24 protein-coding genes, 2 tRNA genes and 1 riboswitch are annotated in these 22370 nt (G+C 63.2%); of the genes, 17 read left to right on the top strand and 9 right to left on the bottom strand.

What is annotated here, in order from left to right; all coding sequences use genetic code 11:
* Together MJ643_RS11550 and nhaR are read right to left on the bottom strand one after the other, a co-directional pair.
* Entirely contained in the window at positions 1-2127 is a 2127-nt protein-coding gene (locus MJ643_RS11550; RefSeq protein WP_024086676.1) for a TonB-dependent receptor, read from the bottom strand.
* A gap of 108 nt (positions 2128-2235) precedes the next feature.
* Positions 2236-2444, bottom strand: a riboswitch (cobalamin riboswitch).
* A 34-nt stretch (positions 2445-2478) separates the two neighbouring features.
* Complete coding sequence (nhaR, locus tag MJ643_RS11545; RefSeq protein WP_024086677.1) at positions 2479-3372, bottom strand: transcriptional activator NhaR; 894 nt, start codon at positions 3370-3372, stop codon at positions 2479-2481.
* 134 nt (positions 3373-3506) lie between these two features.
* On the opposite strand from nhaR, the gene MJ643_RS11540 reads away from it, so the two are divergent.
* Together MJ643_RS11540 and MJ643_RS11535 are read left to right on the top strand one after the other, a co-directional pair.
* On the top strand, positions 3507-3746 hold the full coding sequence (locus MJ643_RS11540) for a hypothetical protein (RefSeq protein ID WP_013971991.1): 240 nt from the start codon (positions 3507-3509) through the stop codon (positions 3744-3746).
* A 29-nt stretch (positions 3747-3775) separates the two neighbouring features.
* The gene (locus MJ643_RS11535; RefSeq protein ID WP_003260907.1) at positions 3776-4528 is read left to right on the top strand and encodes a TerC family protein; all 753 of its coding nucleotides are present in this window, start codon (positions 3776-3778) and stop codon (positions 4526-4528) included.
* Positions 4529-4659: 131 nt separating this feature from the next.
* Here MJ643_RS11535 and MJ643_RS11530 read toward each other — a convergent pair whose 3' ends face one another.
* Positions 4660-4836 (bottom strand): hypothetical protein, encoded by a 177-nt coding sequence (locus tag MJ643_RS11530; RefSeq protein ID WP_196184729.1) that lies wholly within the window; start codon positions 4834-4836, stop codon positions 4660-4662.
* Between the two features lie 165 nt (positions 4837-5001).
* Between MJ643_RS11530 and MJ643_RS11525 the strand changes: the two genes are divergently transcribed.
* Entirely contained in the window at positions 5002-5736 is a 735-nt protein-coding gene (locus MJ643_RS11525; protein WP_013971993.1) for a peptidase C39 family protein, read from the top strand.
* A gap of 120 nt (positions 5737-5856) precedes the next feature.
* On the opposite strand, the gene MJ643_RS11520 is transcribed toward MJ643_RS11525, so the two are convergent.
* Entirely contained in the window at positions 5857-7140 is a 1284-nt protein-coding gene (locus tag MJ643_RS11520) for an FAD-binding oxidoreductase (RefSeq protein ID WP_013971994.1), read from the bottom strand.
* Positions 7141-7343: 203 nt separating this feature from the next.
* Between MJ643_RS11520 and MJ643_RS11515 the strand changes: the two genes are divergently transcribed.
* The 4 genes from MJ643_RS11515 (at position 7344) to MJ643_RS11500 (ending at position 8940) form a co-directional block, all read left to right on the top strand.
* Positions 7344-7420, top strand: a tRNA-Val gene (locus tag MJ643_RS11515).
* Positions 7421-7586: 166 nt separating this feature from the next.
* A tRNA-Val gene (locus MJ643_RS11510) sits at positions 7587-7663 on the top strand.
* 131 nt (positions 7664-7794) lie between these two features.
* Positions 7795-8364, top strand: coding sequence for an SPOR domain-containing protein (locus MJ643_RS11505; protein WP_003260952.1), 570 nt, complete (start codon positions 7795-7797; stop codon positions 8362-8364).
* Between the two features lie 150 nt (positions 8365-8514).
* Positions 8515-8940 carry an HD domain-containing protein gene (locus MJ643_RS11500; RefSeq protein WP_003260953.1) on the top strand — a complete coding sequence of 142 codons (426 nt, stop codon included), beginning with the start codon at positions 8515-8517 and terminating at the stop codon, positions 8938-8940.
* A 12-nt stretch (positions 8941-8952) separates the two neighbouring features.
* On the opposite strand, the gene MJ643_RS11495 is transcribed toward MJ643_RS11500, so the two are convergent.
* Both MJ643_RS11495 and MJ643_RS11490 read right to left on the bottom strand, forming a co-directional pair.
* Complete coding sequence (locus tag MJ643_RS11495; protein ID WP_003260955.1) at positions 8953-9195, bottom strand: DUF1654 domain-containing protein; 243 nt, start codon at positions 9193-9195, stop codon at positions 8953-8955.
* A gap of 125 nt (positions 9196-9320) precedes the next feature.
* Positions 9321-10409, bottom strand: a complete 1089-nt coding sequence (locus tag MJ643_RS11490; protein WP_024086733.1) for an asparaginase — start codon at positions 10407-10409, stop codon at positions 9321-9323.
* Between the two features lie 407 nt (positions 10410-10816).
* Between MJ643_RS11490 and MJ643_RS11485 the strand changes: the two genes are divergently transcribed.
* The 7 genes from MJ643_RS11485 to MJ643_RS11455 all read left to right on the top strand — a co-directional run bounded on the left by MJ643_RS11485 (position 10817) and on the right by MJ643_RS11455 (position 17852).
* Complete coding sequence (locus MJ643_RS11485) at positions 10817-11773, top strand: sugar ABC transporter substrate-binding protein (RefSeq protein WP_024086734.1); 957 nt, start codon at positions 10817-10819, stop codon at positions 11771-11773.
* A gap of 21 nt (positions 11774-11794) precedes the next feature.
* A complete protein-coding gene (locus MJ643_RS11480) occupies positions 11795-13348 on the top strand; it encodes a sugar ABC transporter ATP-binding protein (RefSeq protein WP_196185062.1) in 1554 nt (517 codons plus the stop codon).
* A complete protein-coding gene (locus tag MJ643_RS11475) occupies positions 13345-14340 on the top strand; it encodes an ABC transporter permease (protein WP_024086736.1) in 996 nt (331 codons plus the stop codon). The genes MJ643_RS11480 and MJ643_RS11475 overlap by 4 nt, the downstream gene beginning before the upstream one ends.
* 4 nt (positions 14341-14344) lie before the next feature.
* Positions 14345-15367 carry a LacI family DNA-binding transcriptional regulator gene (locus MJ643_RS11470; RefSeq protein ID WP_024086737.1) on the top strand — a complete coding sequence of 341 codons (1023 nt, stop codon included), beginning with the start codon at positions 14345-14347 and terminating at the stop codon, positions 15365-15367.
* A gap of 15 nt (positions 15368-15382) precedes the next feature.
* Positions 15383-16291, top strand: a complete 909-nt coding sequence (rbsK, locus tag MJ643_RS11465) for a ribokinase (RefSeq protein WP_024086738.1) — start codon at positions 15383-15385, stop codon at positions 16289-16291.
* Positions 16288-16686 (top strand): D-ribose pyranase, encoded by a 399-nt coding sequence (gene rbsD, locus MJ643_RS11460; protein WP_024086739.1) that lies wholly within the window; start codon positions 16288-16290, stop codon positions 16684-16686. Before rbsK ends, rbsD begins: the two co-directional genes overlap by 4 nt.
* Positions 16687-16850: 164 nt before the next feature.
* Positions 16851-17852: a nucleoside hydrolase gene (locus tag MJ643_RS11455; RefSeq protein WP_044046957.1), complete on the top strand. Its 1002-nt coding sequence runs from the start codon at positions 16851-16853 to the stop codon at positions 17850-17852.
* Here MJ643_RS11455 and MJ643_RS11450 read toward each other — a convergent pair.
* The gene (locus MJ643_RS11450; RefSeq protein WP_003260960.1) at positions 17824-18036 is read right to left on the bottom strand and encodes a hypothetical protein; all 213 of its coding nucleotides are present in this window, start codon (positions 18034-18036) and stop codon (positions 17824-17826) included. The two genes, MJ643_RS11455 and MJ643_RS11450, sit on opposite strands and share 29 nt — an antisense overlap.
* A gap of 276 nt (positions 18037-18312) precedes the next feature.
* Between MJ643_RS11450 and MJ643_RS11445 the strand changes: the two genes are divergently transcribed.
* Complete coding sequence (locus tag MJ643_RS11445) at positions 18313-18633, top strand: I78 family peptidase inhibitor (RefSeq protein WP_003260961.1); 321 nt, start codon at positions 18313-18315, stop codon at positions 18631-18633.
* Positions 18634-18856: 223 nt separating this feature from the next.
* On the opposite strand, the gene MJ643_RS11440 is transcribed toward MJ643_RS11445, so the two are convergent.
* Positions 18857-19069, bottom strand: coding sequence for a cold-shock protein (locus MJ643_RS11440; protein WP_003250656.1), 213 nt, complete (start codon positions 19067-19069; stop codon positions 18857-18859).
* Between the two features lie 162 nt (positions 19070-19231).
* Positions 19232-19537 (bottom strand): hypothetical protein, encoded by a 306-nt coding sequence (locus tag MJ643_RS11435; RefSeq protein ID WP_013972003.1) that lies wholly within the window; start codon positions 19535-19537, stop codon positions 19232-19234.
* A gap of 338 nt (positions 19538-19875) precedes the next feature.
* Here MJ643_RS11435 and thrS point away from each other — a divergent pair, with 338 nt between their 5' ends.
* Together thrS and infC are read left to right on the top strand one after the other, a co-directional pair.
* Positions 19876-21798 (top strand): threonine--tRNA ligase, encoded by a 1923-nt coding sequence (thrS, locus tag MJ643_RS11430; protein ID WP_013972004.1) that lies wholly within the window; start codon positions 19876-19878, stop codon positions 21796-21798.
* Positions 21798-22349 (top strand): translation initiation factor IF-3, encoded by a 552-nt coding sequence (gene infC, locus MJ643_RS11425; RefSeq protein WP_013972005.1) that lies wholly within the window; start codon positions 21798-21800, stop codon positions 22347-22349. The genes thrS and infC overlap by 1 nt, the downstream gene beginning before the upstream one ends.
* Positions 22350-22370 lie beyond the last annotated feature (21 nt).

Genomic DNA, 22370 nt, shown 5'->3' with positions numbered 1-22370 from the left:
TCAGAAGCTGTAATCCACCGTCGCAAAGTACGACCGTGGCATCCCCATCAGCCACTGCTGGCCACTGAACGCCGACTGCACATACTCACGGTCGAACAGGTTGTTCAACTGCAACCCTAGCCGCACATCCGGCAACACCTGCCAGCCGATGTCGGCATCCACCACGGTGTAGCCGGGGGCGCTCTGGGTGTTGGCGGTATTGGCATAGCGCTCGTCCACATAACGCGCGCCAATGCCGGCCTTTAGCCGCTGGCCGAAGCCTTTGCTCAGCCACAGGTTGGCGGTACGCCGCGGGACATTGGCCGGGCGATTGCCCGCACGGTCCTGCGCCACGGCACCGATCATTTCGTCGAAGTCGTCGTACCTTGCGCGCACGATCGCCGCATTGGCCGACACCTGCCACTGGTGCGCCAGCGCCAGTTCCAGGGTTGCCTCCAGGCCATCGGACGTCTGCTGGCCAGCCTGCTGCTTCTCGTGGGTGACCGGGTCATCCACCAGCAGCTTCTTCTTGACGATGTGGTAGGCCGCCAATGTCCATTCGCCACGCCCTTCCCAGAAGCGCTGCTTCAGGCCCACTTCGGTCTGCCTGGCCTCGGTCAGGTCGTAGTGCATCTGGTTGGCGCTGAGGCTGATGAGGTTGTCGACCCCATCCTCGCTGGTGGAGTACTGGCCATACAGCGACAGGTCGTCGCTGACCGCAAACACCAGCCCGGCACGCCAGTTGCCGCCTTGCAGGCTGCGGTCGCTGCGGCTGTCGGTGGTCAGTTTTTCCTGGTCGATGTGGTTCTGGTCGCGGCGCACGCCGGTGACCAGCGACAGGCGATCGCTCAACTGCAGGCGGTTTTCGGCAAACAGGGCAAAGGTGTGGGTGGTGGACAGCGTTTGCGGGCGTAACGGCGAGGCGCTGTGGAACCAGCCTGGTTGCGGCTGCCACGGGTCGACGTAGTCACCGCCCACATCGTTGTAGGGCGCGTTGCTGTCGACGTTGAAGCGGACCTTGTTGTACTCGGCGCCGACCACGGTCTTGCTGGCCAGGCCAAACAGCCTGTGGTCGAGGGTGAAGGCTTGTCGGTCGCCGAACTGTTCCTGGTTGTGCTTGATCTGCAGATAGCTGCCGCGCAGCAGCTGCTGGCGCCCTGCATCCCAGCTGTACTCCTCGGCATTGCGCCAGTGACGGCGGCTCTTGATGTAGTACAGCTGATTGCTGGCGCTGAGGTGATCGTTCAACGTCCAGTCGGTATTCAGGCGGGTCCATTCATCGACGTAATGCTGCACGTCGTCCTGCACGTTGTAGTTCTTCTTGCGCAGGCTGCTGCGGTAGTGGCCGTCGATCAGCGGGGTGCCGTAGTAGTTGGCAGGCTGCGCATCGCCGCGGTCGTGAGCGAGGGTGAAGCTGAGGTCGTCGCTGGCATCGAAGCGCAGCGCGGCGCTCAGCGCCAGGCTGCGTGACGGGGTGCGGTCGACCCAACCGTTACCGGTTTGCTGGTTCAGGGCCAGGCGGTAGCTCAGGCGCTCACCGAGGCTGCCGCCGCTGTCCAGGCCGAGCTGCTGGCGGTCCCACGAACCGTAGCCCAGGCGCAGGTGGTTGCGTACCTCGCCGGCAAACGGCTTTTTCGGGATCACGTTGACCACCGCCCCGGTGGCGCCTTCGCCATACAGCACCGAAGCCGGGCCGCGAATGACATCGATGCGCTCGACCATCCACGGGTCGACCGGGAACGTCTGGGTGCCGGCACCGGTGTACAGGCGTGCGCCGTCGAACAAGGTCATCACCGAGCCGTGCCCGGTAAAACCGCGGGCGGACAACCCCGTGCCGCCGTCGCCCGGGGAGCCGATGTAGCTGATGCCCGCTGAGCGGGTCACCGCGTCCTGCACGGTGAGGTTGTTGCGCTGCTGGATCTGTTCGGCGCTGATGCTGCTGGTGCTGGCCGGTGTCTCCAGGGCGCTGAGGCCCAGGCGCGAACCAGCCTGGGTCGGTGTGGCCAGGTCGATGGCGTGGCTGTCGAGCGTGTCGGTGATGGCCGTGGAAGGCAGGGCCAGTGGTTGTCGCTCGAGGTCATCGGCCAGGGCCGGCAGGGAAACGGCCAGGCAGGCCGCCAAGGGGTGAAGCTTGAAGATACGGGACATGTCGTTCCACTACTGCAGGAATGAATGGATCCCGGTGGAAAACACGCAAAGGCGCACCGTGCACGCAGGCGCACGCACGGATACCGGCCTGCGCCCGCCCACCGCGGGTTGCCAAGTGAAGCTCCAGGCCGGTCTCCGGGCTTGCGAGGGGCATGAAACCTTCACCTTCCCATGCAAGTGCACAGTGGTATCTCGAAGGGTTCGCTCGCTTACCGTTGCGGGGGCAGCGCCGGACTTGTCGTGGGCAACACGACGCACCGGCTTCCCGTTTCACCCTGCGCGCGGCGGCGCAGGGCACCTGAAACTGGCGGGCATATGACCATTGAAACGCGGGGGCGTCAATTCTGCCGGCTACCAGTGGAACAACTCTCGTCGTGCCCCCTCGGTAATCGCCACGATCCCCGGGTGCTTGACCTTGCGCTCCACCGAAATGGCATAGAACGACTCGTGCACCGCCTCGGTCTGCCCGATCAGCTCCACGCCATATTGGCGGCACACCTCCTGGGCGATCACGCTGGGCGCGACGAAGATGCCGCTGCCCGACTGCCCGAATGCCTGCATCAAGGCACTGTCATCGAACTCGCCCACGATCCGTGGCTGCACCTGCTGCTCACCCAGCCAGCGCAGCAGGCGGCTGCGTACCACGGTTTCCTGCCCGGGGATAAGCAATGGCGCATCCTGCAGGCAGGCGGGGAAGGGGCCTTCCAGGCGGTGTGCCAGCGCCGGGGTGGCGAAGAAGCTCAACCCGCATTCGCCCAGTTTCTGGCTATAGCCCTTGATGTCCAGGTGGCTGGGCATGGGGCTGTCGGAAATCACCAGGTCCAGGCGCTGGATCGCCAGGTCGGCCAGCAGCCGTTCGAGCTTGTCTTCGCGGCAGTTGATGCGCAGCACGTCGTCCAGCTCCATGGTCGGTGCCAGCAGGCGGTAGACGATGGACTTGGGTACCACGTCCGCCACACCCACGCGGAACAGGATCTGCTCCTGCGGGCCGGCCCGCAGCATGGCCTCCAGTTCGCTTCCCAGCTGGAACATCTGCTCGGCATAGATCAGCGTCTGGCGCCCGGTTTCGGTCAGTTCCAGCTGGCGCCCCACGCGCTGGAACAACTCCAGGCCGTAGGTCTGTTCGAACAGGCTGATCTGCCCGCTGATGGTTTGCGGGGTCAGGTTCAACTGTTCGCTGGCGCGGGCGATGCTGCCGGTCTTGGCCACGGCCCAGAAGTAGTGCAACTGCCGATAGTTGAGCATCGGTATCGTTCCGGATTCGTAAAAACCGAAGTATAACCGCTGAAAATACGAATTTTCCGGATGTGTTGCGCTCTTTAGAATGCGACTCCATCAGGCGCCGTGTGCGCCGCCGGAACATGAAAAGCGAGGAACCCATGCTGCAACTAAAATCCATCGGCACGCCGCTGGTGCTGGCCTTGGCCCTGTTCACCCTGGCCGGTTGCGAGCAGGCCGAGAAATCCGCCCAGCAGATGCTCGACCAGGCCGCACAGTCGGCCAAGCAGGCCATCGACGACACCAACAAGGCCGCACAGCAGGCGTTGAGCGAGGCCATCGGCAGCGAAGGGCACAAGCCCAAGGACGCCTACAAGAAAGAAGACACCCAGGAAATCTGACCCCCAACCGCTGCTGCAGGATTTGAACAATGGAATACTTGCTGGAACTCGTCGCTAGCCCTACCGCCTGGGTTGCCCTGGCTACGCTGGTGGCCATGGAAGTCGTGCTGGGCATCGACAACCTGATCTTCATCTCCATCCTGACCAACAAGCTGCCGGTGGAGTACCGCTCCAAGGCGCGCCGTATCGGTATCAGCATGGCCCTGGTCATGCGCCTGGCCTTGCTCAGCACGGTGGCCTGGATCGTCCAGCTGACCGACCCGGTGTTCGAAGTGTTCGGCAATGCCTTCTCCTGGAAGGACGTGATCCTGATTGCCGGTGGCCTGTTCCTGCTGTGGAAGGCGACCAAGGAAATCCACGAGAACGTCGACCCGCACGGGGCCAAGGAAGAAGCCAAGGTGTCGTCGACGGTTACCCTGGGCTTTGCCGCGGCGATCTTCCAGATCCTGCTGCTGGACATCGTCTTCTCGGTCGACAGCATCATCACCGCCGTGGGCATGACCGAGCACCTGCCTATCATGATCATTGCCGTTATCACTGCCGTGATCGTCATGATGGTGGCCGCCGACCCGTTGGCCAACTTCATCAACGACAACCCGACCGTGGTGATGCTGGCCCTGGGCTTCCTGATCATGATCGGCATGACGCTGATCGCCGAAGGTTTCGGCGCCCATGTACCGAAGGGTTATGTGTACGCGGCCATGGCCTTCTCGACGGCGATCGAGATCCTCAACATCCTGGCCCGTCGGGCACGGTTGAAGCGTGAGGCGGCTGAAGGTTGATGTGAAAAAGCGGGGCGCTTGCGCCCCGTTCGCGGGTGAACCCGCTCCCACAGGTCCCCGCCGTTTCTGAAGGCAGCGGAGGACCTTGTGGGAGCGGGTTCACCCGCGAATGGGCCTCGGAAATCTCTGAATCAGTGCACCCCGGCATGCCGCCGCGACCGGCGCACAGGCTGTGGCTTGGCGGGGGGCTGCGGTGGCAGGTGGTGGTGGGAATGACGCCGCACGATACGCAGTACACCCCATAGCATGGCGGCTGCAACGCTCAGCCACATGCCAACCAGCATGAGGATTGCCATGGTCAGGCTCATCTGTGCCTCCATCTCTACGGGCCGCGCTCGGTCGCCGACGCTGGCCTTCCAGACACTGCTTTAGTCTAGTCTTTCGCCTGTGACGTTCCATTGACCAAAGGTCTATTGCTTGGTCCGATTTGCTCCTAAGCGGTGTCGGACTATACCCGCGCCGCTGTCCGACCTATGATCGGTGGCCAGAGCCGGGCGCTGCCTGCCCGGCGTTGGAGCAAGCGAGTGTCCATGCAGCAACCTTCGTTCAAGACCATCCCTCGTCGGCTGCTGGCTGCCTGCCTGGTTGCAGCCAGCCTGGCCGGTTGCGCCAGCGCACCCTCCGGCAACCTCAAGGGCCTGCCGCAGCGGGTCGAGATCAGCAGCGTGCCGTTCTACCGTGGCAACGCCAACCACAGCGGGGCCATGGCATTGGCGGCGGTGCTGTCGCAACAGGGGGCTCCGATCACGCCGGGGCTGCTGGACAAGCCGCTGAACCTGCCGCAGGGCGCCGAGGCGCTGGACACAGGCATCCCACGGGTGGCGCGCGACTACGGCATGGTGGTGTATCCGCTGGACAAGCAGCTGGACGCGCTGTTGACCCAGGTGGCGGCGGGCAACCCGGTGCTGCTGCGTTACGAGGATGGTTCGGCCTGGTGGAGCGAGCCACGCTACGCCGTGCTGATCGGCTACGACCGCTACAAGCAGCGGGTGCTGTTGCGCTCGGGCATGCACCGGCGGCAGTTGATGGCGTTCGATGATTTTGCCTCGGCGTGGGCGAAGCTTGGGAGCTGGGCGGTGCTGGTACAGCCACCTCGGCAGCTGCCAGCCCAGGTGGACCGCCAGCGCTGGTTGCAGGCTGCCGATGAACTGGCCCGGGCGGGGCAGGAGATTGCGGCGAAGCAGGCTGTGAGTAGCCTGAACAAATAGCTTTGTCTGTACCGGCTCTTTCGCGGGTAAACCCGCTCCCACAGGAAACCCGCTGCCCTCAGGTCCAGTGATGTCCCTGTGGGAGCGGGTTTACCCGCGAAGAGGCCAGCCCTGCCTACATCAGAAGCCCAGGCGATCGCGCAGGCTGTAGTACCAGGCGCCAATGGCGCTGAACGGCACGCGCAGCATCTGGCCACCCGGGAACGGGTAGTGCGGCAGGCCGGCGAAGGCGTCGAAACGCTCGGCCTGGCCACGCATGGCCTCGGCCAGCACCTTGCCCGCCAGGTGGGTGTAGGTCACGCCGTGACCCGAGCAGCCCTGGGAGTAGTAGATATTGTCGCCGATACGGCCAACCTGTGGCAGGCGCGACAGGGTCAGCAGGAAGTTGCCGGTCCAGGCGTAGTCGATCTTCACGTTTTTCAGTTGCGGGAAGGCCTTGAGCATCTTCGGACGGATGATCGCCTCGATGTTGGCCGGGTCACGCGCGCCGTACACCACGCCACCACCGAAGATCAGGCGCTTGTCGCTGGTCAGGCGGTAGTAGTCGAGCAGGTAGTTGCAATCCTCGACGCAGTAGTCCTGCGGCAGCAGGGTGCGCGCCAGTTCGTCGCCCAGCGGTTCGGTGGTGATCACCTGGGTGCCGCATGGCATGGACTTGCTGGCCAGCTCCGGCACCAGGTTGCCCAGGTAGGCGTTGCCGGCGACGATGATGAACTTGGCGCGGACCTTGCCCTGCGGGGTGTGCACCACCGGGTTGGCGCCGCGCTCGATGCGTACGGCCGGGGTTTGCTCATAGATGATGCCGCCCAGCGACTCGACCGCAGCGGCTTCGCCCAGGGCCAGGTTCAGCGGGTGGATGTGGCCGCCGCTCATGTCCAGCATGCCGCCCACATAGTTGTCGCAGGCGACCACTTCGCGGATGCGCTTCTGGTCCATCAGCTCCAGCTGGTTGTGACCGAAGCGTTCCCACAGGCGCTTTTGCGACTCCAGGTGGCCCATCTGCTTGCTGGTGAGGGCAGCGAACACGCCACCGTCCTTCAGGTCGCACTGGATGTTGTACTTGGCCACGCGCTCACGAATGATGCGCCCGCCTTCGAAGGCCATGTGGCCCAGCAGCTGGGCCTGCTTGGGGCCGACGGTGCGCTCGATGACGTCGATGTCGCGGCTGTAGCTGTTGACGATCTGGCCGCCGTTGCGGCCCGATGCGCCGAAGCCGACCTTGGCTGCTTCGACGATGCTCACCTTGAAGCCGTTCTCCAGCAGGAACAGGGCGCTGGACAGACCGGTGTAGCCGGCGCCGATGATGCACACATCGGTTTCCACCTCACCCTGCAGCGCCGGACGTGGCGGCACCGGGTTGGCCGAGGCGGCGTAGTAGGACTGGGGGTAGGGGGTGTTAGCCATGCTGCAGGAACCTCGTGTTTTATATTTTTAACGAATGTACCGATGCTATCAATAATAATAAACACCCGCTAGTCGTCCGTTGAAAATCCTTTACTCGGTCCCCGCCAGCGCACTTTTCTATAAAGAGTTTAAGATTCAGTAGGTTAGCGCGAAAAAAAGTGTTGACAGGGTTTTTGGAATGGGTAGAATGCGCACCACACGACAGGCACATAGCTCAGTTGGTTAGAGCACCACCTTGACATGGTGGGGGTCGTTGGTTCGAGTCCAATTGTGCCTACCAAATCGAAGAAGGGGTGATCCGCAAGGGTCACCCCTTTTTTCATTGGGTTCTCGCGGCCTGGTGCTGCGCAGCAGGCCCTTATGCACGAATTCGCAAAGTTTTTGATTTTTCTGAAAAAAACGCTTTACAGGTACGCATTTGATCACTAATATGCGCACCACACGACAGGCACATAGCTCAGTTGGTTAGAGCACCACCTTGACATGGTGGGGGTCGTTGGTTCGAGTCCAATTGTGCCTACCAAATCGAAAAAGGGCGATCAGTAATGATCGCCCTTTTTGCTGTGCGCATGAAGCAGCGTGTAACGTTTGGTCGCGGTTCGGGGCATTGCCCGGCGTGCTAGAATCCGCCCCTTCGAATCTGGAGGTACACGCGTGCGCAAACTGGCTGTGGTAATGGCAGTGCTCGCCCTGGCGGGCTGTGAGAACGAGGTCGAAGGCGTGCACAAACAGGTGGCCGAACACCTGCACAACCCCAAGACCGCCAAGTTCGGCAACGTTCGGATCGACACCCAGGGCACCATTTGTGGCCAGGTCCGTGGCAAGGATGATGCCGGGCAGTACGAGGCCTACCGCAGCTACGTGGCCATCAAGCGCGATGGCCAGTACGAAATCATCGTCGACGACAGCGGCAACAACCTGCGCATCCGCGAGATGTGCGGCGGCGCCGAGCTGCAGCGCCGCGCCGAGGCCCTGGCTGGCCAGCCGGCCCCGCAAGGCTGGGATGTGGAAGTGATTCAGGGTGCAAACATGGGCGCGCTCAGCGACATGACCGCACGCCTGATCGAAAAGGGCATCCCGTCCTCGGTGGAGTACCGCGACGGCAAGCCGGTGGTGCTGATGGGGCCATTCCCCACCCGTGAGGAAGCCGAAGCGCGCAAGGCCGAGGTGATGGCCAAGCTGGGTACCGATTCGGTGGTGATTCAGCACGGCGCAGCGCGATAAACCCGGTTTCTGCAGGCGCGGCCTTTTGTGGGAGCGGCTTCCACAAGGCTGCTTGTGCAAGGTCGGCACGGCATAGTCACACGCGCGCTAGACATTGTCCGCACAGTTTTGGCTATGCTTGTCAGGAAGAAGCCGAACGGGGAGGGCCTCATGTCTACACTGGAGCGGGCCATTGCCGTGGCCGCCAGGGCGCATGAAGGGCAATACGACAAGGGTGGGGCCGCTTATATCCTCCACCCGCTACGCGTGATGATGCGGGTTTCCACAACCGAACAACGGATTGTCGCGGTGCTGCACGATGTGATCGAAGACACCCCGCTGACCCTGTCCGACCTGGCGCGCGAGGGTTTCGCGCTGAAAATCCTTGCCGCCTTGCTGGCGCTCAGCCGCCGTGAGGGCGAGGCCTACCAGGACTTCGTGGTGCGCCTGGGCGGTGACCCGCTGGCGCGCACCGTCAAGCTGGCCGATCTGGCCGACAACAGCGACCTTTCGCGCATCCCGTGCCCAGGCCCCACCGACCTGGCGCGGCTGGCGCGTTACCGCGAAGCCAGCGCCTACCTGCAGGCCTTGGCTTGAGGCTGAATGCAGTCAGTCTTCCTTCGGTACCGTCCAGAAAATCTGCACGCCGCCATCGTCGCGGTGGGCGAGGGTGACGTTATCGTTTTCGGCGATTTCCTCTAGCAGGGTTTCCCAATCTTCCGGGGTTTCCTGCTCCAGACGGAAGATCAACGCCGCACGGCTGCGCTGGGCGGTGGGGCTGTTGATGATTTTCTGAATGCGCATACCCAGTTGTTCATAGCTGCTTGGGGTGGCGGAGGCGGTGCTGGACACAAGTGTTTCCTTGTTTTTGCTGTATGCGCATACAGTATTTCACTGTAAGTAATTTCGCAACAGTCAGACAGCAAACGCCCCGCCTGGGCAGCGGGGCCGTTTGCATTTCAGGGGGCGGCTGGCGATCAGTACTCCCAGAAGATGCGCTGCAGCTCCTTGCTGTCCTGGGTCCTGGTCATCGCTACCATCGCCAGAATCCGCGCTTTCTGTGGGTTCAGATCATGGGCCACGACCCAGTCGTTCTTGTCATCCGGCTGCTCGGCGTTGCGCAGCACGAAGCCACCCTGGTTGACGTGCGACGAGCGAATGATCTGCACGCCGTTCTTGCGCAGCTCCTGCAGCGCCGGCACCACCCGCGACGACACCGACCCGTTGCCGGTACCGGCATGGATCAGTGCCTTGGCGCCATTCTGCGCCAGTGCCTTGTAGGCGGTGTCGGTGACGTTGCCATAGCCATAGGCGATGTCCACCTGCGGCAGGCTGCTGATCTGCTTGATGTCGAACTCGGAGTTGACCGTGTGGCGCTTGGCCGGCAGGCGGAACCAGTACGACTTGCCTTCCACCACCATGCCCATCGGGCCCCAGGCGCTCTTGAAGGCTTCGGTCTTGATGTTCACTGCCTTGCTGACATCGCGCCCGGACTGGATTTCGTCATTCATGGTCACCAGCACGCCCTTGCCGCGCGACTGCTTGTCGCTGGCCACGGCCACGGCGTTGTAAAGGTTGAGCATGCCGTCGGCGGACATGGCGGTACCCGGGCGCATCGAACCGACGACCACGATCGGCTTGTCGGTCTTTTCCACCAGGTTGAGGAAGTAGGCGGTCTCTTCCAGGGTGTCGGTGCCGTGGGTGATGACGATACCGTCCACGTCCTTGCTTTCGGCGAGTTCGGCAACGCGTTTGCCCAACTTGAGCAGGTCGTCGTTGGAAATGCTCTCAGAGGCGATCTGCATGACCTGCTCGCCGCGTACGTTGGCCAGGTCGGCCAGCTCCGGTACGCCGGCGATCAGCTTGTCGACGCCCACCTTGGCGGCCTGGTAGGTGGCGCTGTTGGCAGCGCTGGCGCCAGCGCCGGCAATGGTGCCGCCGGTGGCGAGGATGACCACGTTGGCCAGCTTCTGCTGGGTTTCCGCCTCTTTGGCCGAAACGGTGGCTGGAATGGCCAGCAGTACGGCGAGTGCGCTGGGGGCGAAGATTTTCAGTGCGGCATTCATCGTTATTGTTCTCTCTCTTCCTAATGAGATGGTTGTTTTGTCGCACAGGGTGCAAGGCAGGTTTCGTACCAGTTGCGCGCACGGCCCTTGTGGGAGCGGCCTTGTGTCGCGAAAGGGGCGCGCAGGGGCCCCGGATTCCGGCGCAACAACACACATTGCCGGGGCCGCCTTGCGGCCCTTTCGCGTCACAAGGCCGCCCCCCACATGAAGGTGCGTTCCATTCGAGATTCCGAACAAACGCAGGAAAAGACGTTCGGCTTTTCGGAAAAAATCCGGATAAACTGCGCCAAGCTCGACTTGACCTCCGACAGCCAAACGGATTTGACAAACCCCGGTCCTGTTTCCATAGTTAGGCAACGCAAACGTTTGCGATCCGACAAAAAACACAAGATTCGGAGTCATCGTCCATGAAACTGCCGTTCCCCGGTCGTCTGCTGGCCCTCGCGGTCATTTCCTCGCTGTCCCTGGCCCTGCCATTTTCTCCCGCCCATGCCGAAGACAAGCCCAAGGTCGCCCTGGTCATGAAGTCGCTGGCCAACGAGTTCTTCCGCACCATGGAAGACGGCGCCAAGGACTACCAGAAAGCCCACGCCGATGAATTCGAACTGATCGCCAACGGCATCAAGAACGAGACCGACACCGGCGAGCAGATCCGCATCGTCGAGCAAATGGTCAACGCGGGCGCCAAGGCCCTGGTCATTGCCCCGGCCGACTCCAAGGCGCTGGTATCGGCGGTGAAGAAGGCCATGGACCAGGGCGTTGTGGTGATCAACATCGACAACCGCCTGGACCCGGCGCTGCTCAAGAGCAAAGGCATCAGCGTACCCTTCGTGGGCCCCGACAACCGCAAGGGCGCGCGCCTGGTCGGTGACTACCTGGCCAACGAGAAGCTCAAGGCCGGCGACCAGGTCGGCATCATCGAAGGCGTGCCGACCACCACCAACGCCCAGCAGCGTACCGCCGGCTTCAAGGACGCCATGGACGCCGCGCAGATCAAGATCGTTTCGGTGCAGAGCGGCAACTGGGAAATCGACAAAGGCAACGCCGTCGCCGCCTCCATGCTCAACGAATACCCCGACCTGAAAGCCTTGCTGGCCGGCAACGACAGCATGGCCCTGGGCGCGGTCTCGGCCGTGCGTGCCGCCGGCAAGACCGGCCAGGTGCAAGTGGTGGGCTACGACAACATCAACGCCATCAAGCCGATGCTCGCCGATGGCCGTGTACTGGCCACCCTCGACCAGGCGGCCAGCCAGCAGGCGGTGTACGGCATCCAGGCGGCGCTGAAAATGGTCAAGGGCGAGAAACCCGACGTGGATGCCGACAACGTCATCCAGACCCCGGTCCAACTCATCACCAAACCCTGATCGCTGGCAGGAGAAACGGCCATGCCTGCATCGGCCAACGAAGTAGTGCTCGCCGCCAGCGGCCTGGGCAAGACCTACGCCCAGCCCGTGCTCGGCGAGGTCAGCCTGAACCTGCGTGCCGGCGAAGTGCTGGCCCTGACCGGCGAGAACGGCGCGGGCAAAAGCACCCTGTCCAAGCTCATCAGTGGCCTGGAAACCCCCACCACCGGGCACATGCGCTACCGCGGCCAGGCCTACGCGCCTGGCAGCCGCAGCGAGGCCGAGCGCCTTGGCGTGCGCATGGTCATGCAGGAACTCAACCTGCTGCCCACGCTGACCGTCGCGGAAAACCTGTTCCTCGACAACCTGCCCGGCCGCTTCGGCTGGATCAGCCAAAAGCGCCTGCGCCAACTGGCCGCGGCCGCCATGGCCCAGGTCGGCCTCGACGCCATCGATCCGGACACCCCGGTCGGCGAGCTGGGCATCGGCCGCCAGCAGATGGTCGAGATCGCCCGCAACCTGATTGGCGACTGCCATGTGCTGATCTTCGACGAGCCCACTGCCATGCTCACTGCGCGCGAAGTGGAGCTGCTGTTCACCCAGATCGAGCGCCTGCGCCAACGTGGCGTGGCCATCGTCTACATCTCCCATCGCCTGGAAGAACTGCAGCGCGTGGCCCAGCGCATCGTCGTGCTGCGCGACGGCAAGCTGATGTGCGACGAACCGATCCAGCGCTACAGCAGCGCCGAACTGGTCAACCTGATGGTCGGCCGCGAGCTGGGCGAGCATATCGACCTGGGCCGCCGGCAGATCGGCACGGCTTTGCTCAAGGTCGACAGGCTCAGCCGTGCCGACAAGGTGCGTGAAGTGTCGTTCGAGGTCAGGGCAGGGGAGATCTTCGGCATTTCCGGCCTGATCGGTGCCGGCCGTACCGAACTGCTGCGCCTGATCTACGGCGCCGACCGTGCCGACAGCGGCAGCATCGCCCTCGGCCAGCCGCCCAAGGCTGTCACCATCGACTCGCCCAAGGCTGCCGTGCAGGCCGGTATCGCGCTGATCACCGAAGACCGCAAAGGCGAGGGCCTGCTGCTGACGCAGTCGATCAGCGCGAATATCGCCCTGGGCAACCTCGGCGCGGTTTCACGGGCCGGGGTGCTCGATGGCGAAGCCGAAGCGGCATTGGCCGAACGCCAGATCCAGGCCATGCGCATTCGCAGTGCCGGCCCGCAGCAGGTGGTAGGCGAGCTGTCTGGCGGCAACCAGCAGAAGGTGGTGATCGGCCGCTGGCTGGAGCGCGACTGCCAGGTGCTGCTGTTCGACGAGCCCACCCGTGGCATCGACGTCGGCGCCAAGTTCGACATCTATGGCCTGCTGGCCGAGCTGGCGCGCCAGGGCAAGGCCCTGGTGGTGGTGTCCAGTGACCTGCGCGAGCTGATGCTGATATGCGACCGCATCGCCGTGCTGTCGGCCGGTCGCCTGATCGACACCTTCGAGCGGGACCATTGGAGCCAGGACCAGTTGCTGGCCGCGGCCTTTGCCGGTTATCAGAAACGTGACGCACTGCTGCATGAAGCAGCTCCCAGGATGGATGCATGAAAACCACCCCGCTCGACAGCCAAAGCGCCGCACCGGTGCGCCGCAGTGGCACCTATCTTGGCCTGGGTACCTACCTGGGCCTGGCCGGCGCCTTGCTGGCGATGATCGTGCTGTTCTCGTTCCTCAGCAGCCACTTCTGGTCGTACAACACCTTCAGTACCCTGGCCAACCAGATCCCCGACCTGATGATACTGGCGGTGGGCATGACCTTCGTGCTGATCATCGGCGGCATCGACCTGTCGGTGGGCTCGGTACTGGCGCTGGCGGCCTCCACGGTCAGCGTGGCGATCCTCGGTTGGGGCTGGGGCGTGCTGCCTTCGGCCCTGCTGGGCATGGCCGTTGCCGCGCTGGCCGGCAGCATCACCGGCGGCGTCACCGTGGCCTGGCGCATTCCGTCGTTCATCGTTTCGCTCGGGGTGCTGGAAATGGCCCGCGGCCTGGCCTACCAGTTCACCGACTCGCGCACCGCCTATATCGGCGATGCCTATGCCTGGTTCTCCAACCCCATCGCATTCGGCATCTCGCCGGCGTTCATCATCGCCTTGCTGGTGATCGTGCTGGCCCAGTTGGTGCTGACCCGCACGGTGTTCGGCCGCTACCTGATCGGCATCGGTACCAACGAAGAGGCCGTGCGCCTGGCCGGCATCGACCCGCGCCCGTACAAGGTGCTGGTGTTCGCCCTGATGGGCCTGCTCGCCGGCCTGGCCGCGCTGTTCCAGATCTCGCGCCTGGAAGCCGCCGACCCCAATGCAGGCTCCGGCCTGGAGCTGCAGGTGATCGCCGCCGTGGTGATTGGCGGTACCAGCCTGATGGGCGGGCGCGGCTCGGTCATCAGCACCTTCTTTGGCGTGCTGATCATTTCGGTGCTGGCTGCAGGGCTGGCGCAGATCGGTGCCAGCGAACCGACCAAACGCATCATCACCGGGGCGGTGATTGTCATCGCCGTGGTGCTCGACACTTACCGTAGCCGGCGTGCAGGCCGGCGGAACTGAAAACATGGCAACCATCAAAGACGTCGCGGCACTGGCGGGCATTTCCTACACCACCGTGTCCCATGTGCTGAACAAAACCCGGCCGGTCAGCGAGCAGGTGCGGTTGAAAGTCGAAGCCGCCATCGCCGAACTCGACTACGTACCCAGCGCCGTGGCCCGCTCGCTGAAGGCGCGCAGCACGGCCACCATCGGCCTGCTGGTACCCAACAGCGTCAACCCGTACTTCGCCGAGCTGGCGCGGGGCATCGAAGACGCCTGCGAGCGCAACGGCTACTGCGTGATCCTGTGCAACTCCGACGACAACCCGCAAAAGCAGCGCAGCTACCTGCGCGTGCTGCTGGAAAAGCGCATCGACGGCCTGGTAGTGGCTTCGGTAGGGCAGGACAGCGACCTGCTGCAAAGCCTGGCTGGTGTGCGCACGCCCATGGTGATCGTCGACCGCGAACTGGACGGTGTCGATGCCGACCTGGTGCGCATCGACCACGAGCAGGGCGCCTTCCTGGCCACCCAGCACCTGCTGGAACTTGGTCACCATGACATCGCCTACATCGGCGGCCCCGCCGAGACCGGTGTGACCCAGCTGCGCCTGAGCGGCTTCCGCCGCGCCATGGCCGAAGCCGGTGTGCCGGTGCGCAGCGACCGCGTGCTGCACTGCGACTTCACCAGCCCCGGCGGCCATGCAGCCGCAGGCCGGCTGCTGGAGGGCAAGCGGCCTACGGCGATTTTTGCCGGCAACGACATGATCGGCTTCGGTGTGCTGCGTGCCGCGGCCGAACGCAATATCAACGTGCCCGGCGAGCTGTCGGTGATCGGTTTCGACGACATCGAGCTCAGCCGTTACGTGTACCCACCGTTGACCACGGTGGGCCAGTCGATTCGCGAGCTGGGCGAGAGCGCCGCGTCGCTGTTGCTGGCGCGTATCGGCACCCCCCGGCAGGGCGCGGCAGAGCAACGCATCGTCGCCCCGCGCATTGTGCTGCGCGAGTCCACCGGGCCGCGCCCGGACCTGTTCAACGATTACCGCTGATGCTAAGGAAATGTCATGAATGCCAAGGTTGTGGTAGTCGGTAGCCTCAACATGGACCTGGTGGCCCGCGCGCAGCGCCTGCCCCGGGCCGGCGAAACACTCCCCGGCGAAAGCTTTTTCACCGTGCCGGGCGGCAAGGGGGCCAACCAGGCAGTGGCCGTGGCGCGCCTGGGCGGCAGCGTGGCGATGATCGGCAACGTCGGCGACGATGACTATGGTCGACAACTGCACCGGGCCCTGTATGTGGAAGGCATCGACTGCCAGGGCGTCACCACCTGCCAGGGCGTGTCCAGCGGGGTGGCGCTGATCACCGTGGATGCCGCCAGCCAGAACTGCATCGTCATCATCCCCGGTGGCAACGGCCTGCTGACGCCGCAGTCGGTGCAGCGGTTCGATGCGCTGCTGCAGGCGGCTGAAGTGATCATCTGCCAGCTGGAAGTACCGGCCGACACCGTGGCCTGGACCCTGGCCAGAGGGCGCGAGCTGGGCAAGCGGGTAATCCTGAACCCGGCGCCGGCGACCGGCCCCTTGCCGGCGGACTGGTTCGCCCACATCGACTACCTGACGCCCAACGAAAGCGAGGCCGAAGCCCTGACCGGCGTGACGGTGACTGACCTGGACAGTGCCCGACGTGCCGGCGAGCGCTTGCTGCAACTGGGCGCGGGCAAAGTGATCATTACCCTGGGCGCGCAAGGGGCCTTGCTGGTCACCCCGCAGGGCCATCAGCACTTCCCTGCGCCGGTGGTACAGCCGCTGGACACCACGGCAGCCGGCGATACCTTCATCGGCGGCTTTGCCGCTGGCCTGGTGCGCGGCCTGGGGGAGGGCGAAGCCATCGCTTTCGGCCAGCGCGCCGCAGCCCTGTCGGTTACCCGCGCCGGCGCCCAGCCGTCGATTCCCTACCTGGCGGAGCTTGCGCCATGAAGAAGACCCCGCTGCTGAACGTTGCCCTCTCGCGGACCATCGCCGGCATGGGGCATGGCGACATCCTGGTGATCGGCGATGCCGGGCTGCCGGTGCCGCCGGGCGTCGAACTGATCGACCTGGCCGTCACGCCTGGCCTGCCGGACTTCGCCAGCGTGTTGCGGGTTGTGCTGAGCGAGTTGCAGGTAGAGCGCCACGTGCTGGCCGAAGAAATGCAGAAAGTGGTGCCGCCAGCGCTGGTCGAGATCGAGCGGCTGAAGGGCAAGCTGGGCAAGCGCGAATGGCTGAGCCATGAAGATTTCAAGGCATTGACACGCAGTGCCCGTGCGGTAGTGCGTACTGGCGAGTGCCAGCCCTACAGCAACATCGCGCTGATTTCCGGCGTGACTTTCTAGCTCGTCGTCCTAGCCAGTGCAGAACCCCTGTGGGAGCGGGTTCACCCGCGAACACCGGCGAAGCCGGTGCCATCCACCGCGCTGCCTTCTTCGCGGGTAAACCCGCTCCCACAGGGATTTGCGGTGTATCAGGAATACCAATCCAGGCAACAGGAGTGCCACCCATGCTCAAACCCCTGCTACAAGGAATCGCCCTCATGGTTGCAGCCACCACCCTCCAGGCCGCCCCCATCGACCTGATCATCGACACCGACCCCGGCGCCGACGACGTGGTCGCGCTGTTTCTGGCCATGGCCTCGCCCGACGAGCTCAACATCCGCGCCATCACGACCGTGGCCGGCAACGTGCGCCTGGAAAAGACCTCGCGCAACGCCCGCCTGGCCCGCGAATGGGCCGGCCGCGAAGACATCCCCGTGTACGCCGGCGCCGCTCGCCCGCTGGTACGCAAGCCGATCTACGCCGCCGACGTGCACGGCGAAGAAGGCCTCACCGGCATCCAGGTCCACGAACCGAAAGCGCCGCTGGCCCAAGGCAATGCCGTGCAATACCTGGTCGACACCCTTGGCACCGCCAAGCCCCACAGCATCACCATCGCCATGCTCGGCCCACAGACCAACCTGGCCCTGGCGCTGATCCAGCGCCCGGACATCGCCAAAGGCATCAAGCAGGTGGTGGTCATGGGCGGTGCCCATTTCAACGGCGGCAACATCACCCCGGCGGCGGAATTCAACCTCTATGCCGACCCACATGCCGCCGAAGTGGTGCTGGCCAGCGGCGTGCAACTGATCTATCTGCCGCTGGACGTCACCCACAAACTGCTGACCAGCGACGCCCGCCTCAAGCAACTGGCGGCGGTGAACAACCAGGCCAGCAAACGGGTGGTGGATATCCTCAACGCCTACATCACCCACGACATGGACCTGTACGGCATGCCCGGCGGCCCGGTGCACGACGCCAGCGTCATCGCCTACCTGCTCAAGCCCGAGCTGTTCAGCGGCCGGCGCATCCATATGAGCATCGACAGCCGCGAAGGCCCCAGCTTCGGCCAGACCCTTGCCGACTGGTACGGCGTGCTCAAGCAGCCCGCCAACGTGATGTGGGTGGAGGAGGGCGATGCCCAGGGCCTGTTCGACCTGCTCAGCGCCCGTTTGGCGCGATTGGAATAGCCGTGTGCGGCGCGTAGCGCTCGAACACCTGGTCGAAGAAGCTGCGTGCCGCCTCGGCGCCGCGATCGCGCACCAGCAGGTCGATGGCAATCAGCAGCAACTCCTCCGGCGTGCCAGGGCTGTACGCGCTCTGGCCTTCGGCCCATTTGACCTTGATATCGGCTTCGATGCTGTGGCTGCTCATGAAAGGCTCTCGCTTGGGGCCCGGGACGAAGGGGCGAACACCTGACCCTGGTGTTCGATGGAGGCGGGGTGCGCTCCACTTCTTGCACTAAATCATGACTTTGCGTCAGTGACCTTGCGGCTTAAGCATATGGCAAACGCAGCGGGTTGTGCAAAATCCGGTCACGATTGCGTTTTCGCCTCGGCTGGCGAGTTCAGGCAGACTTGACCGGTTTTGCAACAAAAGATCAGCGGAACTGTCGGATCAGACAGTTCCCGGACCGATTTAGGAGGCTTCATGTTCCGTACCCGTGCTTACCTGGCAACCCTGGCGGTGGCTGCTGTCCTGGCTGGTTGCAGCACTGGTGGCAATTCTGCTGGTGGCGCTGCGCCAGCCACGCCGGCAGGCAACGATGGCCGCTGCGAAGCCAGCGGCGCCGATTTCGCCATTGGCAAGCCGGCCAGCGCCGAGCTGCTGGAGCAGGCGCGCAAGGCCAGTGGCTCGCAGATGGCCCGCATTCTCAAGCCGCACGACGTGGTTACCCTGGAGTACCGCTCCGAGCGCTTGAACCTGAATGTGGACGAGCAGGGCAAGGTGGTTCGCGTCAACTGCGGTTGATACGCGGTCCTTGTGGGAGCGGCCTTGTGTCGCGAAAGGGCCGCAAAGCGGCCCCGGCATTATAGGCTGCAGAGCTGAAACCCTGGGGCCGCTACGCGCCCCTTTCGCGACACAAGGCCGCTCCCACAAAAAAAGCCGCGCCCGCATGGGCCAACCCCTTCAACCCATGCAGCACCCATAAAAAAACCCGCCACAAGGGCGGGTTTTTTTACAGCTATCCGAATTACTCCGGACGAACCTGTGCAGCCTGCATGCCCTTCTGGCCGCGCTCGGCGACGAAGGAAACAGTCTGGCCTTCTTTCAGGCTCTTGAAGCCGTCAGATTCGATGGCCTTGAAGTGAACGAACAGGTCGTCGCCGCCGCCTGCTGGGGTGATGAAGCCGTAGCCTTTCTCATCATTGAACCATTTGACGGTGCCTTGTTGGCGATTGGACATGGGTGAATCTCCAGAACATTTAGTTTTTTCAGTGGTGCAATGCGGCCGAGGCTACGGAGCACGGAACACATCATAGTCTAATTCTGCGCATCTAGCGCCTTTTACCTTCGCAGGATGTTGATCCAGCTCAAAGAATGGCTGGTCTGCTCTGGCTTTAAGGTTTCAGCTCTTCGGTGCACAGGCCTGTTTCACGACCATCTGGGCCTTCTGCATCAGCTTGGCGTCCACGCCATCGTTGCTGTCGAGGTCGGCAATTTCCGCGTCGGTGAAATTCTTTTTGATGGTTTGCGCGCCACAGTCGCAGTGTTTTTTCGCGGTCGCAGCGTCAACGCCTTGGCCTTGAGCCACTTGCGTGCACTGGGTCATGTAGGCAGCTTCCTTCCCGGCCGGGAAGTTGCCGGCGTTCGCAGCCATGGGCAGCAGCAGGGCCCCAGCGGCCGCCAGGGCCAGAAGAGACGGAACTCGCATAACCAATTACTCCTTGGGTTAAGGTCTCATCAAGAGTAGGTTGCTTCCCAAGGTCTGATAGGAATTTTTCCGCGTTAGTTCACCGCTGCGGCGTAATTTCCAAATATTTCTGCCTGGCGTGCAACCCGCGTGCTAGCATGCCCGGCTTGCAGCTGACAACTTGCAGCTTGCAGCTATCTTTTTTCTTTCCAGTCACTCTGGTTCGTCCCTGGCAAGCCGAAAGGCTTCTGCCACTGTGAGGCAGGCTTCCCGTTGCGGGAAGGCAGGTCGGATCTTGTACTGGCTCATCCCAACCCACGTGACCTTTGGTAGGGGTCACCACTAGGAGAGGAGGCGCCATGCCCGTTATTACTCTTCCCGATGGCAGTCAACGTTCGTTCGATCATGCCGTATCCGTAGCCGAAGTCGCCGCTTCCATCGGCGCCGGCCTGGCCAAGGCCACCGTGGCCGGCAAGGTCGACGGCAAACTGGTCGATGCCTGCGACCTGATCAGCAACGACGCCACCCTGCAGATCATCACCCCTAAAGATGAAGAGGGACTGGAGATCATCCGTCACTCGTGCGCCCACCTGGTCGGCCACGCGGTGAAACAGCTGTACCCGACCGCCAAGATGGTGATCGGCCCGGTCATCGACGAAGGCTTCTACTACGACATCGCCTACGAGCGCCCCTTCACCCCTGAAGACATGGCCGCCATCGAAAAGCGCATGATGGAGCTGATCGACAAGGACTACGACGTCATCAAGAAGGTGACCCCGCGCGCCGAAGTCATCGACGTGTTCAAGGCCCGTGGCGAAGACTACAAGCTGCGCCTGGTCGAAGACATGCCGGACGAGCAGGCCATGGGCCTGTACTACCACGAAGAATACGTCGACATGTGCCGCGGCCCGCACGTGCCGAATACCCGCTTCCTCAAGGCGTTCAAGCTGACCAAGCTGTCCGGCGCCTACTGGCGCGGTGATGCCAAGAACGAGCAGCTGCAACGCGTGTACGGCACCGCCTGGGCCGACAAGAAGCAGCTGGCGGCATACATCCAGCGCATCGAAGAAGCTGAAAAGCGCGACCACCGCAAGATCGGCAAGCAGCTCGACCTGTTCCACCTGCAGGAAGAAGCCCCGGGCATGGTGTTCTGGCACGCCAACGGCTGGACCGTGTACCAGGTGCTCGAGCAGTACATGCGCCAGGTCCAGCGCGTCAACGGCTACCAGGAAATCAAGACCCCACAGGTTGTCGACCGCATCCTCTGGGAGCGTTCCGGCCACTGGTCCAACTACGCCGAGAACATGTTCACCACTTCGTCGGAAAGCCGTGACTACGCGGTCAAGCCGATGAACTGCCCGTGCCACGTGCAGGTGTTCAACCAGGGCCTGAAGAGCTACCGCGACCTGCCGCTGCGCCTGGCCGAGTTCGGTGCCTGCCACCGTAACGAGCCGTCCGGCGCCCTGCACGGCATCATGCGCGTGCGCGGCTTCGTGCAGGACGACGCGCACATCTTCTGCACCGAAGAACAGGTGAAGAAAGAAGCCGCCGACTTCATCAAGCTGACCCTGGATGTGTACAAGGACTTCGGCTTCACCGACATCGCCATGAAGCTGTCGACCCGCCCGGCCAAGCGCGTGGGTTCCGAAGAGCTGTGGGACCGTGCCGAAGGCGCACTGGCCGACGCCTTGAACGAATCGGGCCTGGAGTGGGAATACCAGCCGGGCGAGGGCGCCTTCTACGGCCCGAAGATCGAGTTCACCCTGCGCGACTGCCTCGGCCGTAACTGGCAGTGCGGTACCCTGCAGTACGACCCGAACCTGCCAGAGCGCCTGGATGCCAGCTATATCGCCGAAGATAACAGCCGTGTTCGCCCGGTCATGCTGCACCGCGCCATCCTCGGTTCGTTCGAGCGCTTCATCGGCATGCTGATCGAGCACTACGCCGGCGTGTTCCCGGCCTGGCTGGCCCCAACCCAGGCCGTGATCATGAACATCACCGACAAGCAGGCCGATTTCGCCCTCGAGGTGGAAAATACCCTGAACGGTAGCGGTTTCCGTGCCAAGTCGGACTTGAGAAATGAGAAGATCGGCTTTAAAATCCGCGAGCATACTTTGCTCAAGGTCCCGTACCTTTTGGTTATAGGGGATCGCGAAGTCGAAACGCAGACCGTCGCCGTACGCACCCGTGAAGGCAAAGACCTCGGCTCCATGCCGGTGGCTGAATTCACGCAGCTGCTCAACAGCGCTGTTGCCCAGCGCGGTCGCCTAGAATCGGAGTAATGACTATTAAGCGTGAAATGAGAAACGATAAACGAACTGCACCGAAAGCCCCGATCAACGAGAATATCTCGGCACGCGAGGTTCGGTTAATTGGCGCTGACGGCGAGCAGATTGGCATCGTCTCGATTGATGAAGCGCTTCGTATCGCTGATGAAGCGAAGCTGGATCTGGTGGAAATCTCCGCCGACGCGCAACCGCCCGTCTGCAAGGTGATGGACTACGGCAAGCACCTCTTCGAGAAGAAGAAGCAGGCCAACGAAGCCAAGAAAAACCAGAAGCAGATCCAGATCAAAGAAATCAAGTTTCGTCCAGGGACGGAAGAAGGGGATTACCAGGTAAAACTACGCAACCTGGTACGTTTCCTTACCGATGGGGACAAGGCCAAGATCTCTCTGAGATTCCGCGGCCGTGAGATGGCCCACCAGGAGCTGGGCATGGAGCTGTTGAAGCGGGTCGAAGCCGACCTCGCCGAATACGGCTCCGTTGAGCAGCATCCGAAGATGGAAGGACGCCAGCTTATGATGGTCATCGCCCCCAAAAAGAAGAAGTAATCTCCCGGGCACGGCAGGCCT

It is taken from the genome of Pseudomonas sp. PNPG3 (assembly GCF_023093815.1).
Lineage (GTDB): Bacteria > Pseudomonadota > Gammaproteobacteria > Pseudomonadales > Pseudomonadaceae > Aquipseudomonas > Aquipseudomonas asiatica.
The sequence above is the reverse complement of the archived record's forward strand: the minus strand, read 5'-3'. Positions and strand labels throughout refer to the sequence as shown.

Excerpts from the sequence above, each read along its gene's own strand:
- MJ643_RS11455 (WP_044046957.1), top strand. The coding sequence starts at position 16,851 with ATGCTCAAACCCCTGCTACAAGGAATCGCCCTCATGGTTGCAGCCACC.
- MJ643_RS11450 (WP_003260960.1), bottom strand. The coding sequence starts at position 18,036 with ATGAGCAGCCACAGCATCGAAGCCGATATCAAGGTCAAATGGGCCGAA.
- MJ643_RS11470 (WP_024086737.1), top strand. The coding sequence starts at position 14,345 with ATGGCAACCATCAAAGACGTCGCGGCACTGGCGGGCATTTCCTACACC.
- MJ643_RS11485 (WP_024086734.1), top strand. The coding sequence starts at position 10,817 with ATGAAACTGCCGTTCCCCGGTCGTCTGCTGGCCCTCGCGGTCATTTCC.
- MJ643_RS11535 (WP_003260907.1), top strand. The coding sequence starts at position 3,776 with ATGGAATACTTGCTGGAACTCGTCGCTAGCCCTACCGCCTGGGTTGCC.
- nhaR (WP_024086677.1), bottom strand. The coding sequence starts at position 3,372 with ATGCTCAACTATCGGCAGTTGCACTACTTCTGGGCCGTGGCCAAGACC.
- MJ643_RS11500 (WP_003260953.1), top strand. The coding sequence starts at position 8,515 with ATGTCTACACTGGAGCGGGCCATTGCCGTGGCCGCCAGGGCGCATGAA.
- MJ643_RS11480 (WP_196185062.1), top strand. The coding sequence starts at position 11,795 with ATGCCTGCATCGGCCAACGAAGTAGTGCTCGCCGCCAGCGGCCTGGGC.
- MJ643_RS11520 (WP_013971994.1), bottom strand. The coding sequence starts at position 7,140 with ATGGCTAACACCCCCTACCCCCAGTCCTACTACGCCGCCTCGGCCAAC.
- MJ643_RS11475 (WP_024086736.1), top strand. The coding sequence starts at position 13,345 with ATGAAAACCACCCCGCTCGACAGCCAAAGCGCCGCACCGGTGCGCCGC.
- MJ643_RS11490 (WP_024086733.1), bottom strand. The coding sequence starts at position 10,409 with ATGAATGCCGCACTGAAAATCTTCGCCCCCAGCGCACTCGCCGTACTG.
- MJ643_RS11445 (WP_003260961.1), top strand. The coding sequence starts at position 18,313 with ATGTTCCGTACCCGTGCTTACCTGGCAACCCTGGCGGTGGCTGCTGTC.
- MJ643_RS11525 (WP_013971993.1), top strand. The coding sequence starts at position 5,002 with ATGATCGGTGGCCAGAGCCGGGCGCTGCCTGCCCGGCGTTGGAGCAAG.
- MJ643_RS11550 (WP_024086676.1), bottom strand. The coding sequence starts at position 2,127 with ATGTCCCGTATCTTCAAGCTTCACCCCTTGGCGGCCTGCCTGGCCGTT.
- rbsK (WP_024086738.1), top strand. The coding sequence starts at position 15,383 with ATGAATGCCAAGGTTGTGGTAGTCGGTAGCCTCAACATGGACCTGGTG.
- infC (WP_013972005.1), top strand. The coding sequence starts at position 21,798 with ATGACTATTAAGCGTGAAATGAGAAACGATAAACGAACTGCACCGAAA.
- MJ643_RS11530 (WP_196184729.1), bottom strand. The coding sequence starts at position 4,836 with ATGAGCCTGACCATGGCAATCCTCATGCTGGTTGGCATGTGGCTGAGC.
- MJ643_RS11440 (WP_003250656.1), bottom strand. The coding sequence starts at position 19,069 with ATGTCCAATCGCCAACAAGGCACCGTCAAATGGTTCAATGATGAGAAA.
- MJ643_RS11435 (WP_013972003.1), bottom strand. The coding sequence starts at position 19,537 with ATGCGAGTTCCGTCTCTTCTGGCCCTGGCGGCCGCTGGGGCCCTGCTG.
- MJ643_RS11540 (WP_013971991.1), top strand. The coding sequence starts at position 3,507 with ATGCTGCAACTAAAATCCATCGGCACGCCGCTGGTGCTGGCCTTGGCC.
- rbsD (WP_024086739.1), top strand. The coding sequence starts at position 16,288 with ATGAAGAAGACCCCGCTGCTGAACGTTGCCCTCTCGCGGACCATCGCC.
- thrS (WP_013972004.1), top strand. The coding sequence starts at position 19,876 with ATGCCCGTTATTACTCTTCCCGATGGCAGTCAACGTTCGTTCGATCAT.